At 74.7% G+C, this 21,120-nt stretch carries 16 protein-coding genes; 2 read left to right on the forward strand and 14 right to left on the reverse strand.

Annotated features, from left to right (window positions below; genetic code table 11):
- Position 1: 1 nt before the first annotated feature.
- The 13 genes from ACGF15_RS10410 to ACGF15_RS10470 form a co-directional block, all read right to left on the reverse strand.
- Positions 2 to 1,048, reverse strand: a complete 1,047-nt coding sequence (locus ACGF15_RS10410; RefSeq protein WP_362613312.1) for an ADP-ribosylglycohydrolase family protein — start codon at positions 1,046 to 1,048, stop codon at positions 2 to 4.
- Positions 1,045 to 1,764: an NUDIX domain-containing protein gene (locus ACGF15_RS10415; RefSeq protein ID WP_345616114.1), complete on the reverse strand. Its 720-nt coding sequence runs from the start codon at positions 1,762 to 1,764 to the stop codon at positions 1,045 to 1,047. Before ACGF15_RS10415 ends, ACGF15_RS10410 begins: the two co-directional genes overlap by 4 nt.
- Positions 1,764 to 2,855 (reverse strand): AAA family ATPase, encoded by a 1,092-nt coding sequence (locus tag ACGF15_RS10420; protein ID WP_392797697.1) that lies wholly within the window; start codon positions 2,853 to 2,855, stop codon positions 1,764 to 1,766. Before ACGF15_RS10420 ends, ACGF15_RS10415 begins: the two co-directional genes overlap by 1 nt.
- Positions 2,852 to 3,508, reverse strand: coding sequence for a nicotinamide riboside transporter PnuC (gene pnuC, locus ACGF15_RS10425; RefSeq protein WP_392797700.1), 657 nt, complete (start codon positions 3,506 to 3,508; stop codon positions 2,852 to 2,854). Before pnuC ends, ACGF15_RS10420 begins: the two co-directional genes overlap by 4 nt.
- A gap of 160 nt (positions 3,509 to 3,668) precedes the next feature.
- Complete coding sequence (locus tag ACGF15_RS10430; protein ID WP_392797703.1) at positions 3,669 to 4,775, reverse strand: pseudouridine synthase; 1,107 nt, start codon at positions 4,773 to 4,775, stop codon at positions 3,669 to 3,671.
- A complete protein-coding gene (gene scpB, locus ACGF15_RS10435) occupies positions 4,775 to 5,383 on the reverse strand; it encodes an SMC-Scp complex subunit ScpB (protein ID WP_345616110.1) in 609 nt (202 codons plus the stop codon). Before scpB ends, ACGF15_RS10430 begins: the two co-directional genes overlap by 1 nt.
- A complete protein-coding gene (locus tag ACGF15_RS10440) occupies positions 5,380 to 6,624 on the reverse strand; it encodes a segregation and condensation protein A (protein ID WP_392797748.1) in 1,245 nt (414 codons plus the stop codon). Before ACGF15_RS10440 ends, scpB begins: the two co-directional genes overlap by 4 nt.
- 283 nt (positions 6,625 to 6,907) lie before the next feature.
- Positions 6,908 to 7,468, reverse strand: a complete 561-nt coding sequence (locus tag ACGF15_RS10445; protein ID WP_345616108.1) for a hypothetical protein — start codon at positions 7,466 to 7,468, stop codon at positions 6,908 to 6,910.
- Positions 7,453 to 8,496 (reverse strand): ParA family protein, encoded by a 1,044-nt coding sequence (locus ACGF15_RS10450; protein WP_345616107.1) that lies wholly within the window; start codon positions 8,494 to 8,496, stop codon positions 7,453 to 7,455. The genes ACGF15_RS10445 and ACGF15_RS10450 overlap by 16 nt, the downstream gene beginning before the upstream one ends.
- A 470-nt stretch (positions 8,497 to 8,966) precedes the next feature.
- Positions 8,967 to 10,091 carry an alanine dehydrogenase gene (gene ald, locus ACGF15_RS10455; protein WP_345616106.1) on the reverse strand — a complete coding sequence of 375 codons (1,125 nt, stop codon included), beginning with the start codon at positions 10,089 to 10,091 and terminating at the stop codon, positions 8,967 to 8,969.
- A gap of 138 nt (positions 10,092 to 10,229) precedes the next feature.
- Positions 10,230 to 12,407: a tetratricopeptide repeat protein gene (locus tag ACGF15_RS10460; protein ID WP_392797708.1), complete on the reverse strand. Its 2,178-nt coding sequence runs from the start codon at positions 12,405 to 12,407 to the stop codon at positions 10,230 to 10,232.
- Between the two features lie 219 nt (positions 12,408 to 12,626).
- Positions 12,627 to 13,253, reverse strand: coding sequence for an NUDIX hydrolase (locus ACGF15_RS10465; RefSeq protein ID WP_345616105.1), 627 nt, complete (start codon positions 13,251 to 13,253; stop codon positions 12,627 to 12,629).
- 89 nt (positions 13,254 to 13,342) lie between these two features.
- Positions 13,343 to 14,995, reverse strand: a complete 1,653-nt coding sequence (locus ACGF15_RS10470) for a CTP synthase (protein WP_374211991.1) — start codon at positions 14,993 to 14,995, stop codon at positions 13,343 to 13,345.
- A gap of 548 nt (positions 14,996 to 15,543) precedes the next feature.
- Here ACGF15_RS10470 and ACGF15_RS10475 point away from each other — a divergent pair.
- A complete protein-coding gene (locus ACGF15_RS10475; RefSeq protein ID WP_345616148.1) occupies positions 15,544 to 17,346 on the forward strand; it encodes a glycoside hydrolase family 15 protein in 1,803 nt (600 codons plus the stop codon).
- A gap of 72 nt (positions 17,347 to 17,418) precedes the next feature.
- Complete coding sequence (locus ACGF15_RS10480; protein WP_345616104.1) at positions 17,419 to 19,092, forward strand: PucR family transcriptional regulator; 1,674 nt, start codon at positions 17,419 to 17,421, stop codon at positions 19,090 to 19,092.
- A 45-nt stretch (positions 19,093 to 19,137) separates the two neighbouring features.
- On the opposite strand, the gene ACGF15_RS10485 is transcribed toward ACGF15_RS10480, so the two are convergent.
- A complete protein-coding gene (locus ACGF15_RS10485) occupies positions 19,138 to 21,063 on the reverse strand; it encodes an ABC transporter ATP-binding protein (protein WP_392797713.1) in 1,926 nt (641 codons plus the stop codon).
- Positions 21,064 to 21,120: the final 57 nt, after the last annotated feature.

The raw sequence follows: 21,120 nt of genomic DNA on the forward strand, positions 1-21,120 counted from the left end.
CTCAAGCGTCCCAGAGCGCTCCGAGTTCCAGGAGTTCGGGGCGGTACTCGATCCGCGCGGTCCAGTCGGCGGGCCAGGCGCCGGCGCCCAGGTGGGCGCCCGCGAAGGCGCCCGCGAGGGCGGCGATCGAGTCGGAGTCGCCGCGTGTGCAGGCCGCGCGACGCAGGACGGTGAGCGGCTCCCCGGGGAACATCAGGAAGCACAGCAGCGCCGTCGCCAGCGCCTCCTCGGCGATCCAGCCGTCGCCGGTGGCCAGGCAGGGGTCCGCTTCCGGCTCCGGTGCGCGCAGTGCGGCGTCGAGGCGGTCCAGGACGGCCAGGCACTCGTCCCAGCCGCGGGCGATGAAGGCCCCCGGGGAGGGGTCGGCGGTGGCGTGCCGCCACAGGTCGCCGAGCCAGCGCTCGTGGTAGCGGGTGCGCGCCTCCAGGGCGTAGGACCGGAGCAGGCCGACCAGGTCGGAGGGGTCCTCGCCCCGGGCGAGGAGGTGGACGGCCCGCGCGGTGAGGTCGCTGGCCGCCAGGGCGGTGGGGTGGCCGTGGGTGAGGGCGGACTGGAGCTGGGCGGCGCCCGCGCGCTGCCCGTCGTCGAGGCCGGGGGCCAGGCCGACGGGGGCCACGCGCATGTTGGCGCCGCACCCCTTGGACCCGGTCTGGCTCGCCTGCTGCCAGGGCGCGTCCCCGTCGAGCAGGCGGCAGGCGACCAGGCAGGTCCGCCCGGGGGCGCGGTTGTTGTCCGGGGAGTGGTACCAGTCGACGAACTCCTCGCGCACCGGGCGGACCAGCCGCGAGCCGACGAGCAGGCCCCGGGACATGGCCGTGCGCAGCCCGCGGCCGAGGGCCAGCGTCATCTGGGTGTCGTCGGTGACGCGGGCGGGTGCGGGGAGGGGCATCTCGCGCCAGGGTCCCCAGGTCGCGAGGATGCGGGGGACGTCGCTGAACTCGGTGGGGAAGCCGAGGGCGTCCCCGAGCGCCAGCCCGAGCAGCGCGCCGGTGGCGGCCCGCTTCCCGGGTGGGGTGGAGGCCTCGCGGGCGGGTGCGGTGAGGGTCATCGGGGCCGTCCTTCCGGGCGCAGCAGCGGAGGGTGGAGGGAGCGGGCGGGGCCCGCGGTGTACAGGGCCGCGGGCTTGCCCCGGGCGCCGGTGCGCCGGGGGCCGCCGGCCACCGGTTCGACGAAGCCGGGCGTCGCGAGCACCTTGCGGCGGAAGTTGGGCCGGTCCAGGGCGACGCCCCAGACGGTCTCGTAGACCTGCCGGAGTTCGCCGAGGGTGAAGGCGGCCGGGCAGAAGGCGGTCGCCAGGCAGGTGTACTCCAGTTTGGCGCCGATGCGTTCGTGGGCGTCCGCGAGGATGCGGTCGTGGTCGAAGGCGAGGGGCGACGCCTCGTCGCGCGGGGTCCAGCGGGCCCGGGCCGCGTCGCCGCCGCCCCGGGGTTCGGGGAGGTCGGGCACCAGGGCGGTGAAGGCGACGGAGACGACGCGCATCCGCGGGTCGCGGTCGGGGTCGCTGTAGGTGCGCAGCTGCTCCAGGTGGAGCCCCTCGGTGGTGTCGCAGGACAGCCCGGTCTCCTCCGCGAGCTCCCGGCGGGCGGCCTGCTCGGCGGCCTCGTGCGGGAGCAGGAAGCCGCCGGGCAGGGCCCAGCGGCCCTGGTGGGGGTCCTGGCCCCGCTCGACGAGGAGTACGTGCAGCCGCATGGCGCGGACGGTGAAGACGGCGAGGTCCACGGTCACGGCGAACGGCGGGAAGGCGGAGGGGTCGTAGCCCTGCATCAGCGGCCTCCCGGGGCGGGCGGGGCCTGGGCGGGCAGCGGGTCGGCGAAGGTCAGCCCCTCGTCCAGGCAGGCGTCGACCGCCTCGACGGCCGCGGCCAGCCGCTGCTCGTGCGGGCCGGTGACCTCCAGGAAGGGGCGGCCGGTGCGCCGGAGTCCGTCACGGAAGCGCTCGGTCATCCAGGGGCGCAGGTGCTCTCCGTCGCGCAGGCCGTCGTCCTCGAAGGGCACCCCGGTGTGGTCGGTGAGGATCCACAGGTGCTGGGTGCGCGGTTCGGGTGCGCCCGGGTAGGGGGTCGCGAGGTAGCGCTCGTGCCAGACGGTGGTCGCGAACGCGTCGGTGTCGCAGACGAGGAGGGGCGAGCCGTCCCGGGCCGCGGCCTCCTCCCGGGCCGCCTGCTCCCGGGCGATCAGGGGGAACTCCCCGGAGGCGAAGGCGACCTCGGAGAAGTCGGCCTCCGGTCTGCGGGCCCGGAGTTCGGCGAGCCGCCGCTCGCTGTGGGCGCGGCCGTACTCGGCGACCCACCGGGTGCGGCCCCAGACGCCGCCGCGGGCGCGGTAGTGCTCGGCGAGGGCCCTGGAGAGCGTGGTGGTGCCGGTGGACTCCGCGCCGAGGACGACGACGCGGCGGGTCAGCGCGGCGCGCACGGGCGCGGCGAGGAAGTCCCAGCAGCCGGCCGCGTCGCGGCGCACGGCGGTGCCGGAGACCGGGAAGGCCGCGCGGTCCGGGTCGACGCACACATGGACCGCGCCGAGGCGCCGGGCGAGCTCGTCCCCGTACTCCTCGGAGGTGTAGACCGCGTCGACGGGTTCGGGGACGGCCGTGGTGAAGACCGACATGTGCGCGTCCCACACGGCCTCGTCGTACAGGTCGACGGGGTGGTCGTCGACGGCTCCGACCACCCGCACCCCGGGGTGGACCTCGCGCATCCAGGCGACCCGGTCGGCGAGCGGGACGCTCTCCACGGAGGCGGCGCAGACCAGCACGGTGAGCCGCTCGCAGCGGGCCGCGGCGGTGCGGACGAGGTGGTGGTGGCCCGCGTGCGGCGGATAGAACTTGCCGAGCACCAGTCCGTGTCCGTGGCGGCTCATGCGGCGGCCTCCAGGGCCGGGCGGGCGTCGCCCGCGGCGAGGTCGCGCCGCCAGTTCCGCAGCCCGGCCAGGCACAGGGTCAGGAAGCCCGCGTACAGCAGCGAGGTCAGGTAGAGCTCCTTGTGGGCGTAGAGCGGGATGTAGACCACGTCGGCCGCGATCCACAGCCACCAGGACTCCACCAGCTTCCGGCACTGCCCGTACGTCGCGGCCAGGGACAGCACGGTGGTCAGGGCGTCCCAGAAGGGCACGGTGGAGTCCGTGGCCCGGGCCAGCAGCAGGGTGAGCGCCGCGGTCCCCACCGCCCCCGCCGCGAGCAGCGCGAGCCACTCGGTGCGCGTGGTGCGCCGCACCGGCAGCCGGTCGGAGCCCGGTCCACCCCCGTGGGTCCAGGTCCACCAGCCGAAGGCGGCGAGGGCGATGAAGACGATCTGGAGGCCGGCGTCGGCGTAGAGCCCGGCCTGGGTGAAGAGCAGGAGGAACAGGAGGTTGTTGGCGATGCCGACGGGCCAGTTGGCGAGGTGCTGGCGGGCCACCAGCCAGACGCACAGCGCACCGCTGCCGAAGCCGAGGACCTCGGCCCAGGCGACGGGCGTGCCGAGCAGCGTGAAGAGCGGCTGCTGGAGAAGGCGGAGCAGGTCCGCGGGATTCATCCCGACCCCCTTAAAAGTCAAGGTGACTATAAAAGCTCCCGCCGCTCCGCGCAAGGAGGTTCGGGCAGCGGCCCCGGGCCGGGGCGCGACGCGAGGAGCCCGCGACCCCGAGGGGTCGCGGGCTCCTGGGCACGCGGGCGGGAAGGCCTCCCGCAAGGGCCTAGAGGCCGACCTCCTTCATCAGCATCCCGACCTCGGTGTTGGTCAGGCGGCGCAGCCAGCCGGACTTCTGGTCGCCGAGCGAGATCGGCCCGAAGGCCGTGCGCACCAGGCGTTCCACCGGGAAGCCCGCCTCGGCGAGCATCCGGCGCACGATGTGCTTGCGGCCCTCGTGGAGGACCACCTCGACCAGGTAGTTCTTCCCGGTCTGCTCGACCACGCGGAAGTGGTCGGCGCGGGCGTAGCCGTCCTCCAATTGGATGCCGTCCTTCAGGCGCCGGCCCACCTCGCGCGGCAGGGGGCCCTGGACCGCGGCGAGGTAGGTCTTCTTCACGCCGTACCGGGGGTGCGTGAGGCGGTGGGCGAGCTCTCCGTGGTTGGTGAGCAGGATGATGCCCTCGGTCTCCGTGTCGAGCCGGCCCACGTGGAACAGGCGGGTCTCGCGGTTGGTGACGTAGTCGCCCAGGCACTGCCGGCCGTCCGGGTCCTCCATGGTGGAGACCACCCCGGCGGGCTTGTTCAGCGCGAAGAAGAGGTAGGACTGCGTGGCCACGGTGAGGCCGTCGACCTTGATCTCGTCCTTCTCCGGGTCGACGCGCACGCCCTGCTCCACGACGATCCGGCCGTTGACCTCCACGCGGCCCGCGTCGATGAGCTCCTCGCAGGCGCGGCGGGAGCCCATGCCCGCCCGGGCGAGCACCTTCTGCAGGCGCTCGCCCTCCTGGTCGCCGAAGGTCTTCGGCGTCTTGACCACGGGCTTGTCGGCGTAGCGCTCCCGGTTGCGCTCCTCGGTGCGGGCGTCGTACTCGCGGGAGCGGGCCGGGGCGGTACGGCCGCCGCCGCGCTGGGGCGACTGCCGCGGGCCGCCCTTGGCACCGCCGCGCGCCGCGCCGCCGCGGCCCTTGCGGGCCTCGGGGGTGTCCCCCACGTCGTAGCGGCGCTCCTCGGGACGGGGCCTGCGCGGCCTGCTCCCGCCCTGCCGCTCGTCGCGGCCGTTGCCGGCGCCGCGGTAGTTGCCGCGCCCGCCGCCGCTGCTGCCGCGGCCGCCGCTGTTGCCACCACGGCTCCCGCCGTTGTTTCCGCTGCTGTTCCTGCCGCTGCTTCGCATCACAGTTCCGTCTTTGTGTCGTCTGCGTCCATGCGATCCGGTTCGTCCGGATCGAACGACGGGACCGCCTCCCGGGACTCCGCCTCGACCGCGTCCGCCTCGGGGAGGAAGGGCGCGAGTTCCGGCAGCTCGTCCAGGCCGCGCAGGCCCAGCCGCTCCAGGAAGTAGTTCGTCGTCCTGTACAGGATCGCACCTGTCTCGGGTTCCGTGCCCGCCTCCTCCACCAGGCCCCGCTGGAGGAGGGTGCGCATCACGCCGTCGCAGTTCACGCCGCGGACCGCGGAGACCCGCGAGCGGCTGACCGGCTGCCGGTAGGCGACGACCGCCAGGGTCTCCAGGGCGGCCTGGGTCAGCCGGGCCTGCCGGCCGTCGAGGACGAAGCGCTCGACCGCGTCCGCGTGCTCGGGCCGGCTGTAGAAGCGCCACCCACCGGCGACCAGTCGCAGCTCGAAGCCGCGGCCCTGCACGGTGTACTCGTCGGCCAGCTCGCGCAGCGCGTCCGCGACGGCCCGGCGGGGCTGCTCCAGGACCTGGGCGAGGTGCTCCTCGGTCGCGGGTTCGTCCACGACCATCAGCACGGCCTCCAGCGCGGGCTTGAGCTCGCTCACGGCTTCTCCTCCACGGCTCGGTCGAACTCGTCGGTGACCGCGACCCCCTCGCCCGCCTCGGGCGACCAGGTCACGGTCAGCTCCCCCAGCGCCTCGGGCTGATCCAGGGTGAGCGCCTTCTCCCGGTAGAGCTCCAGCAGGGCGAGGAACCGCGCGACCACGGTCAGGGTGTCCCCGGCGCCCTCGGTCAGCTCCCGGAAGGTGGCGGTGCCGCGCTCGCGGAGCAGGGCGACGAGGACCGCGGCCTGCTCGCGGACGCTGACCAGCGGCGCGTGGATGTGGTCCACGTACACCTGCGGCGCGGGCCGGGGCAGCATGGCCTTGACCGCCAGCCGGGCGAAGCCCTCGGCTCCGATGCCGATGACCACCTCGGGGAGCAGTGCGGCGTGGTGGGGCTCCAGCCCGACGGTGCGGGGGAAGCGCCGCGCCTCGCCCTCCAGCCGCTCCTCCAGGATGCGGGCGATCTCCTTGTAGGCGCGGTACTGCAGCAGCCGGGCGAAGAGCAGGTCGCGGGCCTCCAGGAGCGCGAGGTCCGCCTCGTCCTCCACCTCGGCGGCGGGCAGCAGCCGGGCGGCCTTCAGGTCGAGGAGGGTGGCGGCGACGACCAGGAACTCGGTGGTCTGGTCGAGGTCCCAGTCGGGCCCCATGGCCCGGATATGGGCCATGAACTCGTCGGTGACCTGCGAGAGGGCGACCTCGGTGACGTCCAGCCGGTGCTTGGCGATCAGCTGGAGCAGCAGGTCGAAGGGGCCCTCGAAGTTCGCCAGCCGGACGGTGAACCGGCCCTCGGCGCCCGTGCCGCCGTCCTTCTCGTGCGCCGCGGCGCACGCGCCGGCCTGCGCGGGGGCGCCGGGGAGGTGCGGCGGGGCCGCGGAGGCGGGCGCGGGCGCCTCCGGCTCGGTTGGGACCTCCGGCGCGGGGGGCGCCTCGGGCTCGGGGGCGGGCTCGGGCTCGGGGGCAGGCTCGGGCTCGGGGGCGGGCTCGGGCTCGGGGGCGGGCTCGGGCTCGGGGGCGGGCTCGATGGGCGCCTCCGGCTCGGACGCGGACGCGGGTTCGGCGGACGCGGGTTCGGCGGACGCGGGCCCGGCGGACGCGGGCCCGGCGGACGCGGGCCCGGCGGACGCGGGCCCGGCGGACGCGGGCCCGGCGGACGCGGGTTCGGCGGGGACCTCCGGCGCGGGGGGCGCCTCGGGCCCGGCGGGCGGCGGGACGGCGGTACCGCCCGGCTCCACGTCCCGCACGGCGGCCTCGCCGACCGGGGGCGCCCCGGGCGCCTCGGGCGCGTCCTGGACGTCGGCGGGCCCGCTGCCGGCCGGAGGTGCGGGCGCGGGCGCCTCTGCCCCGGCGCCGGTCGCTCCCGGTCCCCGCCCGAGCGCACGGCGGTGGCGCGGAGCACGGAGGGAGTCGTCGGTCGGAGGCATGGCGGTCCAGGGGAGCGGCGCAGGCGGGGCAGCCGCAGGCTACCGCGCGCACCGGCTCACCGGCCGCGCAGGCGCCCCACCAGGATGCTCGCGTCGCAGGGCCTCACCGGCCGCGCAGGCGCCTCACCAGGATGCTCGCGTCGCCGCGCTGCTCCAGGTCCGCCAGCACCACGGCCACCGCCTCGCGGACGATGCGGCCGCGGTCGACGGCGAGCCCGTGCTCGCCGCGCAGGACCAGCCGCGCGTGCTCCAGGTCCATCAGCTCCTCGGCGGAGACGTAGACGGTGATCTTCTCGTCGTGGCGCTCGCGCCCGCTGGGGCGGCGGTTGACCCCGCGGCCGCGCCGCCGGGGGGACGCGGCGGCGTCCGCGGCGGCGGGCGCCCGGCGGGTCCGGGGCGCTCCGGCGGCGGGAGCCGCCGGGGTGCCCGCCTGGTCGGCGGCCTCACCCCGGCTGCGCTGCTCCCCGACCGTCTCGGTGTCGGCGGCGGTGTGCTCGCGGGCACCCTCGGGGGCCTGGCCCTGGGCCGGGTCGCCCTCCCCGGCCGGGGCGGGCACCCGGGGCTCACCGGCGGCCTGCTTGCGCGGGCCGGACGCCTGGAGCGGCATGCCACCGGTCGTACGGAACAGCTCGTCGGCTCCGGGCAGACTCACTCGGCGTGACACCGGGCGAGCACCTCCCTGGCGAGCTGGCGGTAGGCGGCGGCGCCGACGGAGTTGGAGGCGTAGGTGGTGATCGGCTCCCCGGCGACCGTGGTCTCCGGGAAGCGCACGGTCCGGCCGATGACCGTGTGGTAGACGTGCTCGTCGAAGGCCTCCACCACCCGCGCCAGCACCTCGCGGCTGTGCACGGTGCGCGAGTCGTACATGGTGGCGAGGATCCCGTCGAGTTCCAGCTCGGGGTTGAGCCGCTCCTGGACCTTCTCGATGGTCTCGGTGAGCAGGGCGACGCCGCGCAGGGCGAAGAACTCGCACTCCAGCGGGACGATCACCTTGTGGGCCGCCGTCAGGGCGTTCACCGTCAGCAGGCCGAGCGAGGGCTGACAGTCGATCACGATGTAGTCGTAGTCGGCCAGCAGGGGCTTGAGGGCGCGCTGGAGGGTGGACTCGCGGGCGACCTCGCTCACCAGCTGCACCTCGGCGGCGGAGAGGTCGATGTTGCTCGGCAGCAGGTCCATGTTGGGCACGGCGGTCTTCAGCAGGACCTCGTCCGCCGACATCCCCCGCTCCATCAGGAGGTTGTAGACGGTGAGGTCGAGCTCCATCGGGTTCACCCCGAGGCCCACGGACAGGGCGCCCTGCGGGTCGAAGTCGACGAGCAGCACCCGGCGGCCGTACTCGGCGAGCGCGGCCCCCAGGTTGATGGTCGACGTGGTCTTGCCGACGCCGCCCTTCTGGTTGCACATCGCGATGATCTTCGCGGGGCCGTGGTCGGTCAGCGGGCCCGGGATCGGGAAGTACGGCAGGGGCCGTCCGGTGGGGCCGATGCGCTCGCGGCGCTGGCGCGCGGCGTCGGGCGCCAGGGTGGCCGCGTACTCGGGATCGGGCTCGTACTCGGCGTCGGGGTCGTAGAAGTGCCCTTCGGGGACTTCCTCGTAGGCGGCGAAGTGGGTGGACTCTCGGCCACTCTCGTTGCCGGCCATGGCGTTCACGTGTGGGCCGTCCATCGTCTGCATCGTGTGGGGTGTCGTCATGTGCGTCGTGTGCCGGTGGGGCGCGGAGGGGCGGACGGCGACGGAGCCGACGGCGCCGAGGGCGGTCTGCGGGTCCTGTCCCGCACCCGTTCCCGGGTGACCGCCCTCCGGAGTAATTGTCGACTCATTCACAAGTCGTCTTACCTCCTTGGACGTGACCAGGAAACTTATCGATAGGTCAGTGTGGCACCATGCCGACGGTTTGCGACTCTATGGCGTGTCACCGGTCCGCAGCAACACAATCCGCCGGACCCGGCCCGATGTGTCGGCAACTCCACCCCGCCCTGTCAAGGGCGCGCGCCCCTCCGCACGCGCCCCGATGCGCCCGTTTCAGGGGGGAGCGAAACGGTTAAAGGGTTACGTTCGGCGCGAGTTGAGCCCGCCGGACGGGGCGGGGCGGAACGCGTCCGGCCGGACCCTGGCGAGCAAGGTCCGGCCGGACACGTGATGTTGACGACGTCGGTTGACCGTCAGCCGAGGAGCGAGGCGAGTTCGACGCCCTCCAGGCCGTGGGCCTCCGCGACCTCCTGGTAAACGACCTTGCCGTCATGGGTGTTGAGGCCCCTGGCCAGCGCGGCGTCCCGGCGCAGCGCCTCGGCCCAGCCGTTGTTCGCCAGCGACACGATGTACGGCAGCGTGGCGTTGGTGAGGGCGTAGGTGGAGGTGTTGGGGACCGCGCCGGGCATGTTGGCCACGCAGTAGAAGACGGAGCCGTGGACCGGGAAGGTCGGCTCGGCGTGGGTGGTCGGGCGGGAGTCCTCGAAGCAGCCGCCCTGGTCGATCGCGATGTCGACAAGGACACTTCCGGGCTTCATCCTGGCGACCAGCTCGTTGGTGACCAGCTTCGGGGCCTTGGCGCCCGGGATGAGCACGGCGCCGATGACGAGGTCGGCCTCGACGACGGCCTTCTCCAGCTCGAAGGCGTTGGAGACCACGGTCTGCACCTTGGTGCCGAAGACCTTGTCGGCCTCGCGCAGCTTGTTGACGTCCTTGTCGAGCAGGGTCACGTGGAAGCCCATGCCGACCGCGATCTGGGTGGCGCTCCAGCCGGAGACACCGCCGCCGATGACCACGGCGCGACCGGCGTGGGTGCCGGGGACGCCGCCGGGCAGCACGCCGCGGCCGCCCGCGGAGCGCATCAGGTGGTAGGCGCCGACCTGCGGTGCCAGGCGGCCCGCCACCTCGGACATCGGGGCGAGCAGCGGCAGGGCGCGGTTCGCGGTCTCGACCGTCTCGTAGGCGATCGCGGTGGTGCCGGAGGCCAGCAGGGCGTCCGTGCACTCGCGGGAGGCGGCGAGGTGAAGGTAGGTGAAGAGCGTCTGGTCCTTGCGGAGGCGGTGGTACTCCTCCGCGATGGGCTCCTTGACCTTCAGCAGCAGGTCCGCGGCGGCCCAGACCTCGTCGGCGGTCGGCAGGATCTGCGCACCGGCGGCGACGAACTCCGCGTCCGTGATCGAGGAGCCCTCACCGGCTCCCTGCTCGATGACGACCTGGTGGCCGTGGCGCACGAGCTCGTGCACACCGGCGGGGGTGATGGCCACCCGGAACTCGTTGTTCTTGACCTCGCGGGGGATGCCGACCTTCACGTCGATCACGGTCCTTGACTCAGAGGGAAAAGTACGGTCAATGCCATGGATACCCAGACGCACCTGGGCGCACCGGGACACACCACGCGAACACGCGGCATCGACCAGTCTAATGAAGGACTTCCCGCTGTCTAGCCTTGCAAAGCATCAATCTTCTTCGGAACCACCACGGATTTCGTAGGCGGAACTGGCCTCTCCGAGGAGTCTTTCCGCAGCGTGACGGTGCAGTTGCGCAGCCGAGGGGTCCCCGAGGCGGTCCAGGGTGTCCGCCAGCCGCAGCTGGAGAGCGGCCTGCAGGCGGCCGTCACCCGCCTGCCGCGCCCACTCGACGGCCTCCCGGCAGGTCCGCAGCGACTCCTCGGGGCGGCCCGCGTACTCCTGCACCCGGGCCAGCTCGCTCAGCGCCCGCGCCCGGCCCGGCACGTCGCCGAGCCTGCGGTACCCCGCGACGGCCGCCCGCCAGCTGCGCAGCGCCTCGCCGTAGCGGCCCGCGTACGTCTGCACACCGCCGAGCCTGCCGTACAGCCGGGCCTCGTCCTCCCGCTCCCCGCGGGCCTGCCGCTGGGCCAGGGCCCTGCCGTACCAGTCGGCGGCCCGCTGCCAGTCCTCCCGCTCCTGGTGGGCCCCGCCCACCGACTCCATGGCGCGACCGGTGGCATAGGCGTCCCCGGCGAGCCGCCCGGCGTCCAGCGCGGCCCGGTAGCGGGCCAGCGCCTGCCCGGTGCGGCCGGTCCGGGCGTCCAGGTCGCCGAGGTTGAGCAGGGCGGCGGCGCGCTCGCGGTGGAGTCCGCGACGCTCGGCGACGTCCAGGACGAGGTGGTGCAGCCCGTACAGGTCGGGGGCCGCCGCCTCGGTGCCCCGGTGCGCCGCCAGGGCCCTGACCAGCGCGGACACCAGGCGTCGGGCGAGGGTGTCCAGTCCGCCGTCGTCGACGGCCAGCCGGGCGGAGGCCAGCAGGGCGGGGCGTGCCGCGGAGAGCCAGGCGGCCGCCTCGGGCACGGAGGAGAAACGCAGCGCGCGCGGCAGGGCGGCGAGCTTGCGGCGGGCGGGGCTGCCCTCGGGTTCGGTGACCGCACGGCAGGCCTGGAGCCTGCGGACGGTGCGCTCCAGCATCCGCGCCCGGGCCAGCTGCACCTCGGCGGGTCGGTCGACCGCCTCCGACTCGGCCCGCAGCAGGCCGGCCAGGCAGCCCGGCACCTCGTGGCCCCCCTCGGCCACGTGGAGCAGGCCGAGGCGGACGAAGTCGTCGAGGGTGGTGCGGGCGGCGGAGACGGTGCAGCCGGCCAGCGCGGAGGCGGTGTGGGCGTCGACGCGTCCGGCGGGGGCGAGGGCCAGCAGCCGCAGTATCCGCGCGGCGGGGGCCGGGAGCGAGGTGTAGGCGAGGCGGAAGGCGCGGGCCAGCGGCCGGGTGGTCGGCGGCTGCGCGCCGTCCTCGGGCACCGCGCGCAGGTGGCGGACGGCGTCGGCCACCGAGGCCGCGGGGCGGGCCGCGAGCCAGCCGCCGACCAGCGCCAGCGCGGCCGGCTGGCCGCCGCACTCCTCGGCCACCGCCTCGGCGGCCTGCGGATCGACCGTGACGCGCACCTCGCCGGTGTGGAGGGTGAGCAGTTCGATGGCGGACTTGGCGTCCATGCCCCCGAGGGTGCAGGGCCGTACGCCGCTGACACCGGTCAGCGGCCCCTGCGCGACGGCGAGGACGAGGACGCCGGGAGCGTCGGGGATCAGCAGGTCCACGTCCTCGGCGCGGAGGGCGTCGTCGACCAGGAGCAGCGCCCGCCGGTCGGCCAGGGCCTCGCGGACGGCCTCGGTGAGTTCGTCGTCGCCGGCTCCGGGGGACGGCGCGGTCCCCAGCTCCTCCAGCAGGCCGCGGGCGGCCTCCTCCAGGGGGACCGGGCGGCCGCCGGGCTCGGTCAGCCGGACGCGGAACACCCCGTCCGGGTAGCGGTCGGCGATGCCCCGGGCGAGTTCCTCCGCGAGTGACGTGCGCCCCGAGCCCGGGCGTCCGGCGATCAGCAGCACCCGGGCGCGGCCCGCCGCGCGGCCGGCGAGGGTGTCGAGGCCGGCCCGCTCGATGTCCGCGTGCAGCGACTTCAGCTCGCGCTGCCTGCCGAGAAAGGCGCCCGGCCGCCGGGGCGGGGGCGCCGGGTCCCCGGCCTCGCGCGTACCGCCGGTGCGGGCCCGGTCGGGATCCCTACCGCCGGTGCCGGCCCGGTCGGGATCCGTACCGCCGGTACCGGTCCGAACGGGATCCCTACCGCCGGTGCCGGCCCGGACGGGGTCCTCCGTCCGGTCGGGGCCGATCGAGTCCAGCGCCTGATCCGCCACGGGCCACGCTCCAGTCCGTCCGCGCACGAGCCGAGCCCGCCGGGGCTCCGTACGGGCGATGGAGGCGAGCCTAGTTGACCGGCGGGGGCCTTCCCGGTGGCGCGGGCGGGACGGACCGCCGCTACGCCCGATCGGATCAACCGATGGTCACATCAGTCGGCTTGCACGGCCGCCGCAATGGTGCCGGGCGGCGGCCCCGAGGGCCCGGGGCGCCGCCCCTCACGCCTCGAAGGGCCTCGCCGGCCAGGGGGCGTCCGCGGGGCGCAGCGCCTGCAGGCCCTCCCCGGCCAGGGCGGCGGTCAGCGAGAGCACACCGACCACGAGGCAGGTGTTGTGCAGGTCCCCCGCGAGCGCCCCGCGCACCAGCTCCGTGAGCGGCACCCGCGCCAGCTCCATGTCGGCCTCCTCCTCGGAGACCTCGAAGCGCTCGCCCTCGGCCTCCGAGAGGCCCCGGGCCAGGAAGATGCGCACCGCCTCGTCGCACCCGCCGGGGGTGGTGTAGACGTCGGTCAGCACCCGCCAGTCCTCGGCCTTGACGTGGGCCTCCTCGTACAGCTCCCGCTGTGCGGCGTGCAGCGGGTTCTCGCCGGGGACGTCCAGCAGGCCCGCGGGGATCTCCCACAGCCGGTGCCGTACCGGGTGCCGGTACTGGCGCAGCACCAGGACCCGGTCCTGCGCGTCCAGGGCGACCACGGCGACCGACCCGGGGTGGACCTGGTAGTCGCGGGTGGCGACCGTGCCGTCGGGCATGACGACGCGGTCCGTGCGGACGCTCGTCTTGGCACCGCGGAACGGCGTACCGGTCTCGTTGACCGGCCACTCCTCGGGGGTGTCCTTCAGGGGCATCGGTGCGTCCTTCCACCAGCGCGCGGAAAACGGGAAGACCGGGGTGCGCGCACTGGGCGCACACCCCGGCCAACGGTATCCCGGGAAGATCAGCTCCCGGCCCGGCGGCGTTCCACCGCGGCCTTCACCAGCCCGGCGAAGAGCGGGTGGGGGCGGGTCGGACGGGACCGCAGCTCCGGGTGCGCCTGGGTGGCCACCAGGTAGGGGTGCACGTCGCGCGGGTACTCGACGTACTCGACCAGCTTGTTGTCCGGGGAGGTGCCGGAGAAGCGGAGACCCGCCTTCTTCTCCAGCTCCGCACGGTAGGCGTTGTTCACCTCGTAGCGGTGGCGGTGGCGCTCCTCCACATAGGGCTGGTCGTCGTAGACCTCGCGGACGATCGAGCCCTCGGCCAGCTTGGCGGGGTAGAGGCCGAGCCGCATGGTGCCGCCCAGGTCCCCCGCGCCCTCCACATAGGCCAGCTGCTCCTCCATGGTGGAGATCACCGGGTGGGCGGTGGCCGCGTCGAACTCGGTGGAGTTGGCGTCCGGGATCTCGGCCAGGTTGCGGGCGGCCTCGATGACGATGCACTGCAGTCCGAGGCAGAGGCCCAGCAGGGGCACCCCGTGCTCGCGGGCCCAGCGGATCGCCCCGACCTTGCCGTCCACCCCGCGCTCGCCGAAGCCGCCCGGGATGACGATCGCGTCGACGTCGGCGAGCTGCTTCTCCGCTCCCGCCTGCGTCTTGCAGTCGTCCGAGGTGACCCACTTGACCTTGACCCGGGCCCGGTTGGCGAAGCCGCCGGCCCGCATCGCCTCGGTGACCGAGAGATAGGCGTCCGGGAGGTCGATGTACTTCCCGACGAGGGCGACCGTGACCTCGTGCTCCGGCTGGTGCACCCGCTCCAGCAGGTCGTCCCAGACCGTCCAGTCGACGTCCCGGAAGGGCAGGTCCAGCTTGCGCACCACATAGGCGTCGAGGCCCTCGGTGTGCAGGACCTTGGGGATGTCGTAGATCGACTTGGCGTCGATGGCGGCGACCACGGCGGCCTCGTCCACGTCGCACATCAGCGAGATCTTGCGCTTGATCGCGGTGGGCACGTCGCGGTCGGCGCGCAGCACGATGGCGTCCGGCTGGATGCCGATGTTCCGCAGCGCCGCGACCGAGTGCTGGGTCGGCTTGGTCTTCAGCTCGCCCGAGGGCCCGATGTAGGGGAGCAGGGAGATGTGCACCACGAAGACGTTGTCCCGGCCCACCTCGTGGCGGACCTGGCGGACGGTCTCCAGGAACGGGAGCGACTCGATGTCGCCGACCGTGCCGCCGACCTCCGTGATGACGACGTCCACGTCGTCGGTGGCCATCCGGCGGATGCGGGACTTGATCTCGTTGGTGATGTGCGGGATGACCTGCACCGTGTCGCCCAGGTACTCGCCGCGGCGCTCCTTGGCGATCACCTGCGAGTACACCTGGCCGGTGGTGACGTTCGCCGAGCCGTCCAGGTCCACGTCGAGGAAGCGCTCGTAGTGGCCGATGTCCAGGTCGGTCTCGGCTCCGTCGTTGGTGACGAACACCTCGCCGTGCTGGAACGGGTTCATGGTGCCCGGGTCCACGTTGAGGTACGGGTCGAGCTTCTGCATCGTGACCCGCAGGCCCCGGGCCTTGAGCAGCGCGCCGAGGCTGGAGGCCGTCAGGCCCTTGCCGAGGGAGGAGGCGACACCCCCGGTGACGAAGATGTGCTTGGTCGTCATGGATTTGGGCGGCATCGCCAAGAGGGGGCTCCCGTGGTCGCGTGGTGGTGTGCGTACCGGCGTCCGACCCGGTGCGGGGGGTGCCGTCGCTGCGGTGTCGGCGGCTTCCGAAGCTGGAGTCGGCCACCGGTCCACGGGGTACCAGGGTATCAGCGGTACGGGACGGCTGCTTCCGGCCGCTTCCCTGTCCGGAAGCAGCCGTCCCGTAGCCGGGTGCGGGCGGCGGTCCGCCCTTCGCCCCCGCGGCCCCGGCCCGGAACCGGCGGGCGAAGGGTACGCGGACCGTTCACCGCGCCGCGGCGCCCGCTCGACCGTTCGGCGCAATCCCGTTGCCGGGACACCTGCGCGGAGGCCGCCCGCGCGTCGTATCCTGCTCGGACACTCGCTGCCGAGCAGGGCGGGCGACGGCGTACCCAGCCCGCCGCCCGGGTGCCGGCGTCCCCCACATCAGTCGAGTGGCAACGCCGCCACGAGGGTGTTGGGGTCGCCGCTGCTCGTCAACGACCCTTGACCCGAAGTAAGCGCCCCGCGGGGCGGACGTGGCCGTTCGACTGGAGATGCACGTGGCCGGGCGCATCGAGGATTACGCACTCATCGGAGACATGCAGACCGCAGCCCTGGTCTGCCGGGACGGGACGGTCGACTGGCTGTGCCTGCCCCGCTTCGACTCGCATGCCGTCTTCGCCGGCCTCCTGGGCACCGAGGAACACGGGTTCTGGCGGCTGGGCCCGGCGCACGGCGCCGGCACCGCCCCGCCCGCCGCGGACCGCCGCCGCTACCGCGGGGACTCGCTGATCCTGGAGTCGGAGTACGACACCTCCCGCGGCACGGTCCGGGTGACCGACTTCATGCCGCCCCGCGACGGCGCACCCCAGCTGATCCGCATCGTGGAGGGCGTCAGCGGCCGGGTGCCGATGCGCTCGGAGCTGCGGATGCGGTTCAGCTACGGGCGGGTGGTGCCCTGGGTGCACAAGGTGGACGGGCGCACGGTCGCCGTCGCCGGCCCCGACTCCGTCTGGCTCGACACCGAGGCCGCGACCTACGGGCGGAACCTGACCACCTACGCCGACTTCACCGTCTCCCCGGGCGAGCGGATCGCGTTCACCATCAGCTGGCAGCCCTCGCACCGGGAGCCCCCGGCGCTGCCGGAGCCGGAGTCCGCGCTGGAGGCCACGGCCGAGTTCTGGCGCGAGTGGGTGGACCACTGCACCTACCACGGGCCCTACCGCGAGGCGGTGGTGCGCTCGCTGATCACGCTGAAGGCGCTCACCTACGCCCCGACCGGCGGGATCGTGGCCGCCCCGACCACCTCCCTGCCGGAGGAGATCGGCGGCGTGCGGAACTGGGACTACCGCTACACCTGGCTGCGGGACGCCGCGATCACCCTTTCCTCGCTGCTGCGCACCGGCTACCGGGAGGAGGCCCGCGCCTGGCGGGAGTGGCTGCTGCGCGCGGTGGCCGGCGACCCGGAGAACCTGCAGATCATGTACGGCATCGCAGGCGAGCGGGAGCTGGGCGAGGCGGAGCTGGACTGGCTGCCGGGCTACGAGGGCTCCCACCCGGTCCGGGTCGGCAACGGAGCCGCCCACCAGCTCCAGCTGGACGTCTACGGCGAGGTCACCGAGGCCCTGCACCTGGCGCACATGACCGGTCTGAACCGCAACGACTACGCCTCGCTCCTGCAGCTGAAGCTGATCCAGTACCTGGAGAAGCACTGGGACCAGCCCGACGAGGGCATCTGGGAGGTCCGCGGGCCGCGCCGGCACTTCGTGCACTCCAAGGTCATGGCGTGGGTCGCGGTCGACCGGACGATCAAGCTCATCGAGTCCGGCGACGCGGACGGCCCGCTGGAGCGCTGGCGGGAGCTGCGGGACGACATCCACCGGGACGTCTGCGAGAAGGGCTACGACCGCGAGCGCAACACCTTCACCCAGTCCTACGGCTCCCGGGAGCTGGACGCCTCCCTGCTGCTCATCCCGCAGATGGGCTTCCTGCCCCCGGACGACAAGCGCGTCATCGGGACGATCGAGGCGATCCAGCGGGAGCTGTCCACGGAGGACGGCTTCATCCTGCGCTACCCCACCGAGGGCTCCGAGGAGGGCGTCGACGGCCTTCCCGGCGACGAGGGCGCCTTCCTGGCCTGCTCGTTCTGGATGGCCGACGACCTGGCGATGATCGGGCGGGTGGACGAGGCGCGCAAGCTGTTCGAGCGGCTGCTCGCCCTGCGCAACGACCTGGGGCTGCTGGCCGAGGAGTGGGACCCGCGCCTGCAGCGGCAGGTGGGGAACTTCCCGCAGGCCTTCAGCCACGTGCCGCTGATCGACACCGCCCTGCGGCTGACCGCGTCGGGCGCCTACGGGGGCTGACCGCCCCGGCCGCCGGTGCCCCCCAGGGCACCGGTGGCGCGCCCCGAGGGGCGGCCGGTAGCGTCCGGCACCATGGACAACCAGGGCGGGATCACCGTGCAGCGGGCCCTCGAACTGCCGGGCCTGCGCAGCGGCCTCCCCGAGGTCGTCGCGGGTGCCGACCGCCTCCAGCGGACGGTGCGCTGGGTGCACGCGGGCGAGGTCCCCAACATCGCCTCGCTCCTGAAGGGCGGCGAGCTGCTGCTGACGACCGGGCTGGGGCTCGGCACCCGGCCCGCCGAGCAGCGGGCCTTCGTCCGGCAGCTCGCCGAACGCGGGATCGCCGCCCTGGTGGTCGAGCTCGGTCCCCGGTTCGCGCGGCTGCCCGCCGCCATCGTGGAGGCGGCCCGCTCGGCCGGGCTCCCGCTCGTCCAGCTCCACCGCGAGGTCCCGTTCGTGACGGTGACCGAGGAGATCCACACCGAGATCGTCAACCACCACTACGCGCTGCTGCGCCGGGCCGAGGAGGTGCACCGGCAGTGCACCCGGGCCCTCCTCGGGGGCGGCGGGGTGCCCCAGGTGCTGCACATCCTGTCCGGCTTCACGGGCAACCCGGTCTTCCTGGAGGCCCCCGAGGGGCGGCTGCTGTACGCCGCGGAGTCGGGCGAGGCCGGGGCCTCCCCCGCGGACCCGCTCCAGGTCTGGGAGGGGCTGCGCGGCCAGCGCGACGCACGGGAGAGCGGGCCCCCGGCCGGCGCCGTGCTGGTGGACGTCCCCGGCGGGGGGCCCGACGGCGCCTCGGTCCGCGCCCGGCTGGTGCTGCTGGCGGTGTCGGGTCCGCTGTCGCCGGTGCACCGGATGGCCGCGGAGCGGGCGGCCGCGATCCTGGCGGTGGTGCTGATGCAGGCGCGCCAGGAGGAGGAGCTGGCCGCACACGGCAGGGGCGACTTCCTGACCGACCTGGCGGAGGGCCGTATCGGCCCGGAGGACGCCCCGGGCCAGGCCCGGGTGCTGGGCTTCAAGCCGGGCGACGGCCCGATCCTGCCCGTGGTGATGCGGCTGGCCCCCGCGCACGCCCCGTCGGGCGGCTGGGCGCTGCTGGCGCGTGCCGTGGCCGAGGAGCTGTCGTCGGTGGGTGCGCCGGTCCTGGTGGGCGTGCGCCCGGTCGAGGGCCGGGTCCCGCTGCTGGTGGCGCTGCGCTCGGAGGCGGAGCGGGCGGCGGTGGCGGACCGGGTGGCGGCGGCGCTGCGGGCGGGTGCGGAGCGGGCGGGGCTCGCGGGTCCGGCGGCCGAGGGGGCGTGGGGGCGCGGGGGCGCCCATCCGCCGGTGGTGGTGGTCGGGGTGGCGGGCGGCTGGGCGGCCGCCTCCGCGGGGCTGCGGCACGCCGCGGAGACGGCCACGGCTGCGGGGGGTCTGGCGGACCGGCCCTGGTACGACGCCCGGCGCCTCGACATCGACCTGCTGCTGTGGCGGCTGCGCGACCACCCGGACCTGGCGGCCTTCGTGGAGCGCGCGATCGGCCCGCTGCGCGCCCACGACGCCGTCTCGCGCCCGGCGCTCCTGCCGACGCTGGAGTGCTATCTCGCTCATGCGGGGCGCAAGGCGGAGACGGCGCGCGAGCTGCACCTGAACCGCCAGACCCTGTACAACCGCCTCGCCCGGATCGGCGAGTTGCTGGGGACGGACCTGGACGACCCGGAGGCGGTGCTGTCGCTGTCGCTGGCCCTGCGGGCGCGCCGCCACACGCCGGGGGCCTCGGCCGGGTAGCGAGACCGCCGGGGGCGCCCCGCCTGTTCGGCGGGGGGCGCCGGTTCAGCGGGCCGCCGGTTCAGCGGGGGCGCCGGTTGTGCCGGGGACGTCCGGTGCCGCGCGGTCGGCGATGCGCAGGGCCTCGACCAGCTCGCGGTAGAGGCCGTCACGCTCCAGCAGCTCCTCGTGGGTGCCGCGGGCGCGGACGCGGCCCGCCTCCATGACCACGATGGTGTCCGCGTCCAGCACGGTGGACAGCCGGTGGGCGATGGTGACCACCGCGCCCCGCTCGGCGCGGGCCCGCACACAGGACTGGACGGCGGCCTCGGTCAGGCCGTCGAGCTGGGCGGTCGCCTCGTCGAGGAGCAGCACCTCGGGTGTGCGCAGCAGGGCCCGGGCCAGGGCGATGCGCTGGCGTTCGCCGCCGGAGACGGCCGTGGCGGACAGCGGGGTGTCGAGGCCCTCCGCCAGTGCGTCGACCTTCTCGTCCAGCCGGACCTCGCGCAGGACCCGGCGCAGTTCCTCCTCCGTGGCGTCCGGGCGCGAGAGCAGCAGGTTGTCGCGGACGGTCCCGGGCACGAGGGGGGCGTCCTGCTCCACGTAGGCGAGTCGCTCGCGGACCTCGCCGGGGCTGTGGTCGCGGTACGGGCGGCCGTCCAGCAGCAGTCGGCCGCCGGTCGGCTCCAGGAAGCGCAGGACGAGGGAGAACAGCGTGGTCTTGCCGGCGCCCGACGGGCCGACGATCGCGGTGTGGCCGCGCCGGGGGACGGCCAGGGTGACCCCGCGCACCGCCGGTGCGGCGTCCGGGCCGTAGGCGGCCGTGACCTCCCTCAGCTCCAGGACGGGGTGCGCGCCGTCGGGCCCGGTGCGGCGCGGCGCGGCAGGCCGCTCCGCGGCCTCCGCCGGTGCGGCGCCCGTCCCCGTGGCTGCCGCCTCCGGCTCCGTCTGCATGTCGTCCGTCTCGCGGATCCGCTCGGCCGCGGCCAGCCCGGCCTGGAGCGCGGTGACGTTCTGGCTGAGCTCGCCGATCGGCTGCATCAGGCCGAAGGCGTACAACAGGAAGGCGATCAGAGCGGACACGGCCAGTTCGCCCTCGGCGACCCGCCAGGCGCCCAGGCCCAGGATCGCGATGATGGCGAGCTGGATGCCGGAGCCCGCGACGGTCCAGGCCAGCGCCTCGCGCCGGACCGCGCGCACCCCGTGCTCGGCCGACGCCCGCGCCTCGGCCAGGATCCGCTCGGCGGTGCGCTCCTCGGCGCGGCTGACCTTCACCGTCCGGACGGCGCGCAGCGCGCCCTCCAGCACACCGCCGAGGCGGCCGATGTGCTCCTGGGCGCGCTGCTGCGCCGCGGCTATGCCCGGCATCAGGACGGCGAAGATCACGCCGATCGCCACCACCGCCGCCACCGTGGTGCCGAGCAGCACCAGGTCGAGCACGGCCATCAGGGCCAGGGTGCCCACCAGCATCACGGCGCCGTTGATCAGCCCGACGAGGGCGCCGGTGGCCGCCTCGCGCAGCAGCACGGTGTCGGAGGTGACGCGGGTGACGAGTTCGCCGGCCGGGCGGCGGGTGACGGCGGGCACCGTGGAGGAGAGGAAGCGCCGCACCATGGAGGACCGGGCGTCCAGCACCACGCGCTCGCCCAGTGCGCCGAGCAGCGTCCACTGCCGGAACCAGACGGCGCTGCCGATCACGAGCAGGACCAGCAGCCCCGCGACGGGGCGGCCCAGCGGCTGCGATCCGCCCAGGGCGTCGAGCACCCACTTGGTGACCATCGGTGTGGCGAGTCCCACCGCCGATCCCACCAGCGCCAGGAGCAGCCCCAGGACGAGGGTGCGGGTGTGCGGGCGGGCGAAGGACCAGAGGACCGCGAGTCGTGGGGCGCGGCGCGTGGCCTTCGGGGAAGCGTGCGCGGTGCCCGGGCCGGCCGGTGGAGTGTCCGGGGGCCGCTCGGCTGGGGCGACCCGGGAGGGATGGGGAGCATTCACGTACCTGAGTGGAACATGGATGTTCCACTCGGGGCAAACGAATTCCCTTTCAGATGA

It is taken from the genome of Streptomyces sp. NPDC048001 (genome assembly GCF_043203115.1).
In the GTDB taxonomy this organism is placed as follows: Bacteria; Actinomycetota; Actinomycetes; order Streptomycetales; family Streptomycetaceae; genus Streptomyces; species Streptomyces sanyensis.

Bases quoted from the DNA above. Each gene is read 5' to 3' on its own strand.
- ACGF15_RS10470 (WP_374211991.1), bottom strand. From the start codon at position 14,995: ATGCCGCCCAAATCCATGACGACCAAGCACATCTTCGTCACCGGGGGT.
- ACGF15_RS10480 (WP_345616104.1), top strand. From the start codon at position 17,419: ATGGACAACCAGGGCGGGATCACCGTGCAGCGGGCCCTCGAACTGCCG.
- ACGF15_RS10420 (WP_392797697.1), bottom strand. From the start codon at position 2,855: ATGAGCCGCCACGGACACGGACTGGTGCTCGGCAAGTTCTATCCGCCG.
- ACGF15_RS10410 (WP_362613312.1), bottom strand. From the start codon at position 1,048: ATGACCCTCACCGCACCCGCCCGCGAGGCCTCCACCCCACCCGGGAAG.
- ACGF15_RS10430 (WP_392797703.1), bottom strand. From the start codon at position 4,775: ATGCGAAGCAGCGGCAGGAACAGCAGCGGAAACAACGGCGGGAGCCGT.
- pnuC (WP_392797700.1), bottom strand. From the start codon at position 3,508: ATGAATCCCGCGGACCTGCTCCGCCTTCTCCAGCAGCCGCTCTTCACG.
- ACGF15_RS10415 (WP_345616114.1), bottom strand. From the start codon at position 1,764: ATGCAGGGCTACGACCCCTCCGCCTTCCCGCCGTTCGCCGTGACCGTG.
- ACGF15_RS10465 (WP_345616105.1), bottom strand. From the start codon at position 13,253: ATGCCCCTGAAGGACACCCCCGAGGAGTGGCCGGTCAACGAGACCGGT.
- ACGF15_RS10450 (WP_345616107.1), bottom strand. From the start codon at position 8,496: ATGACGACACCCCACACGATGCAGACGATGGACGGCCCACACGTGAAC.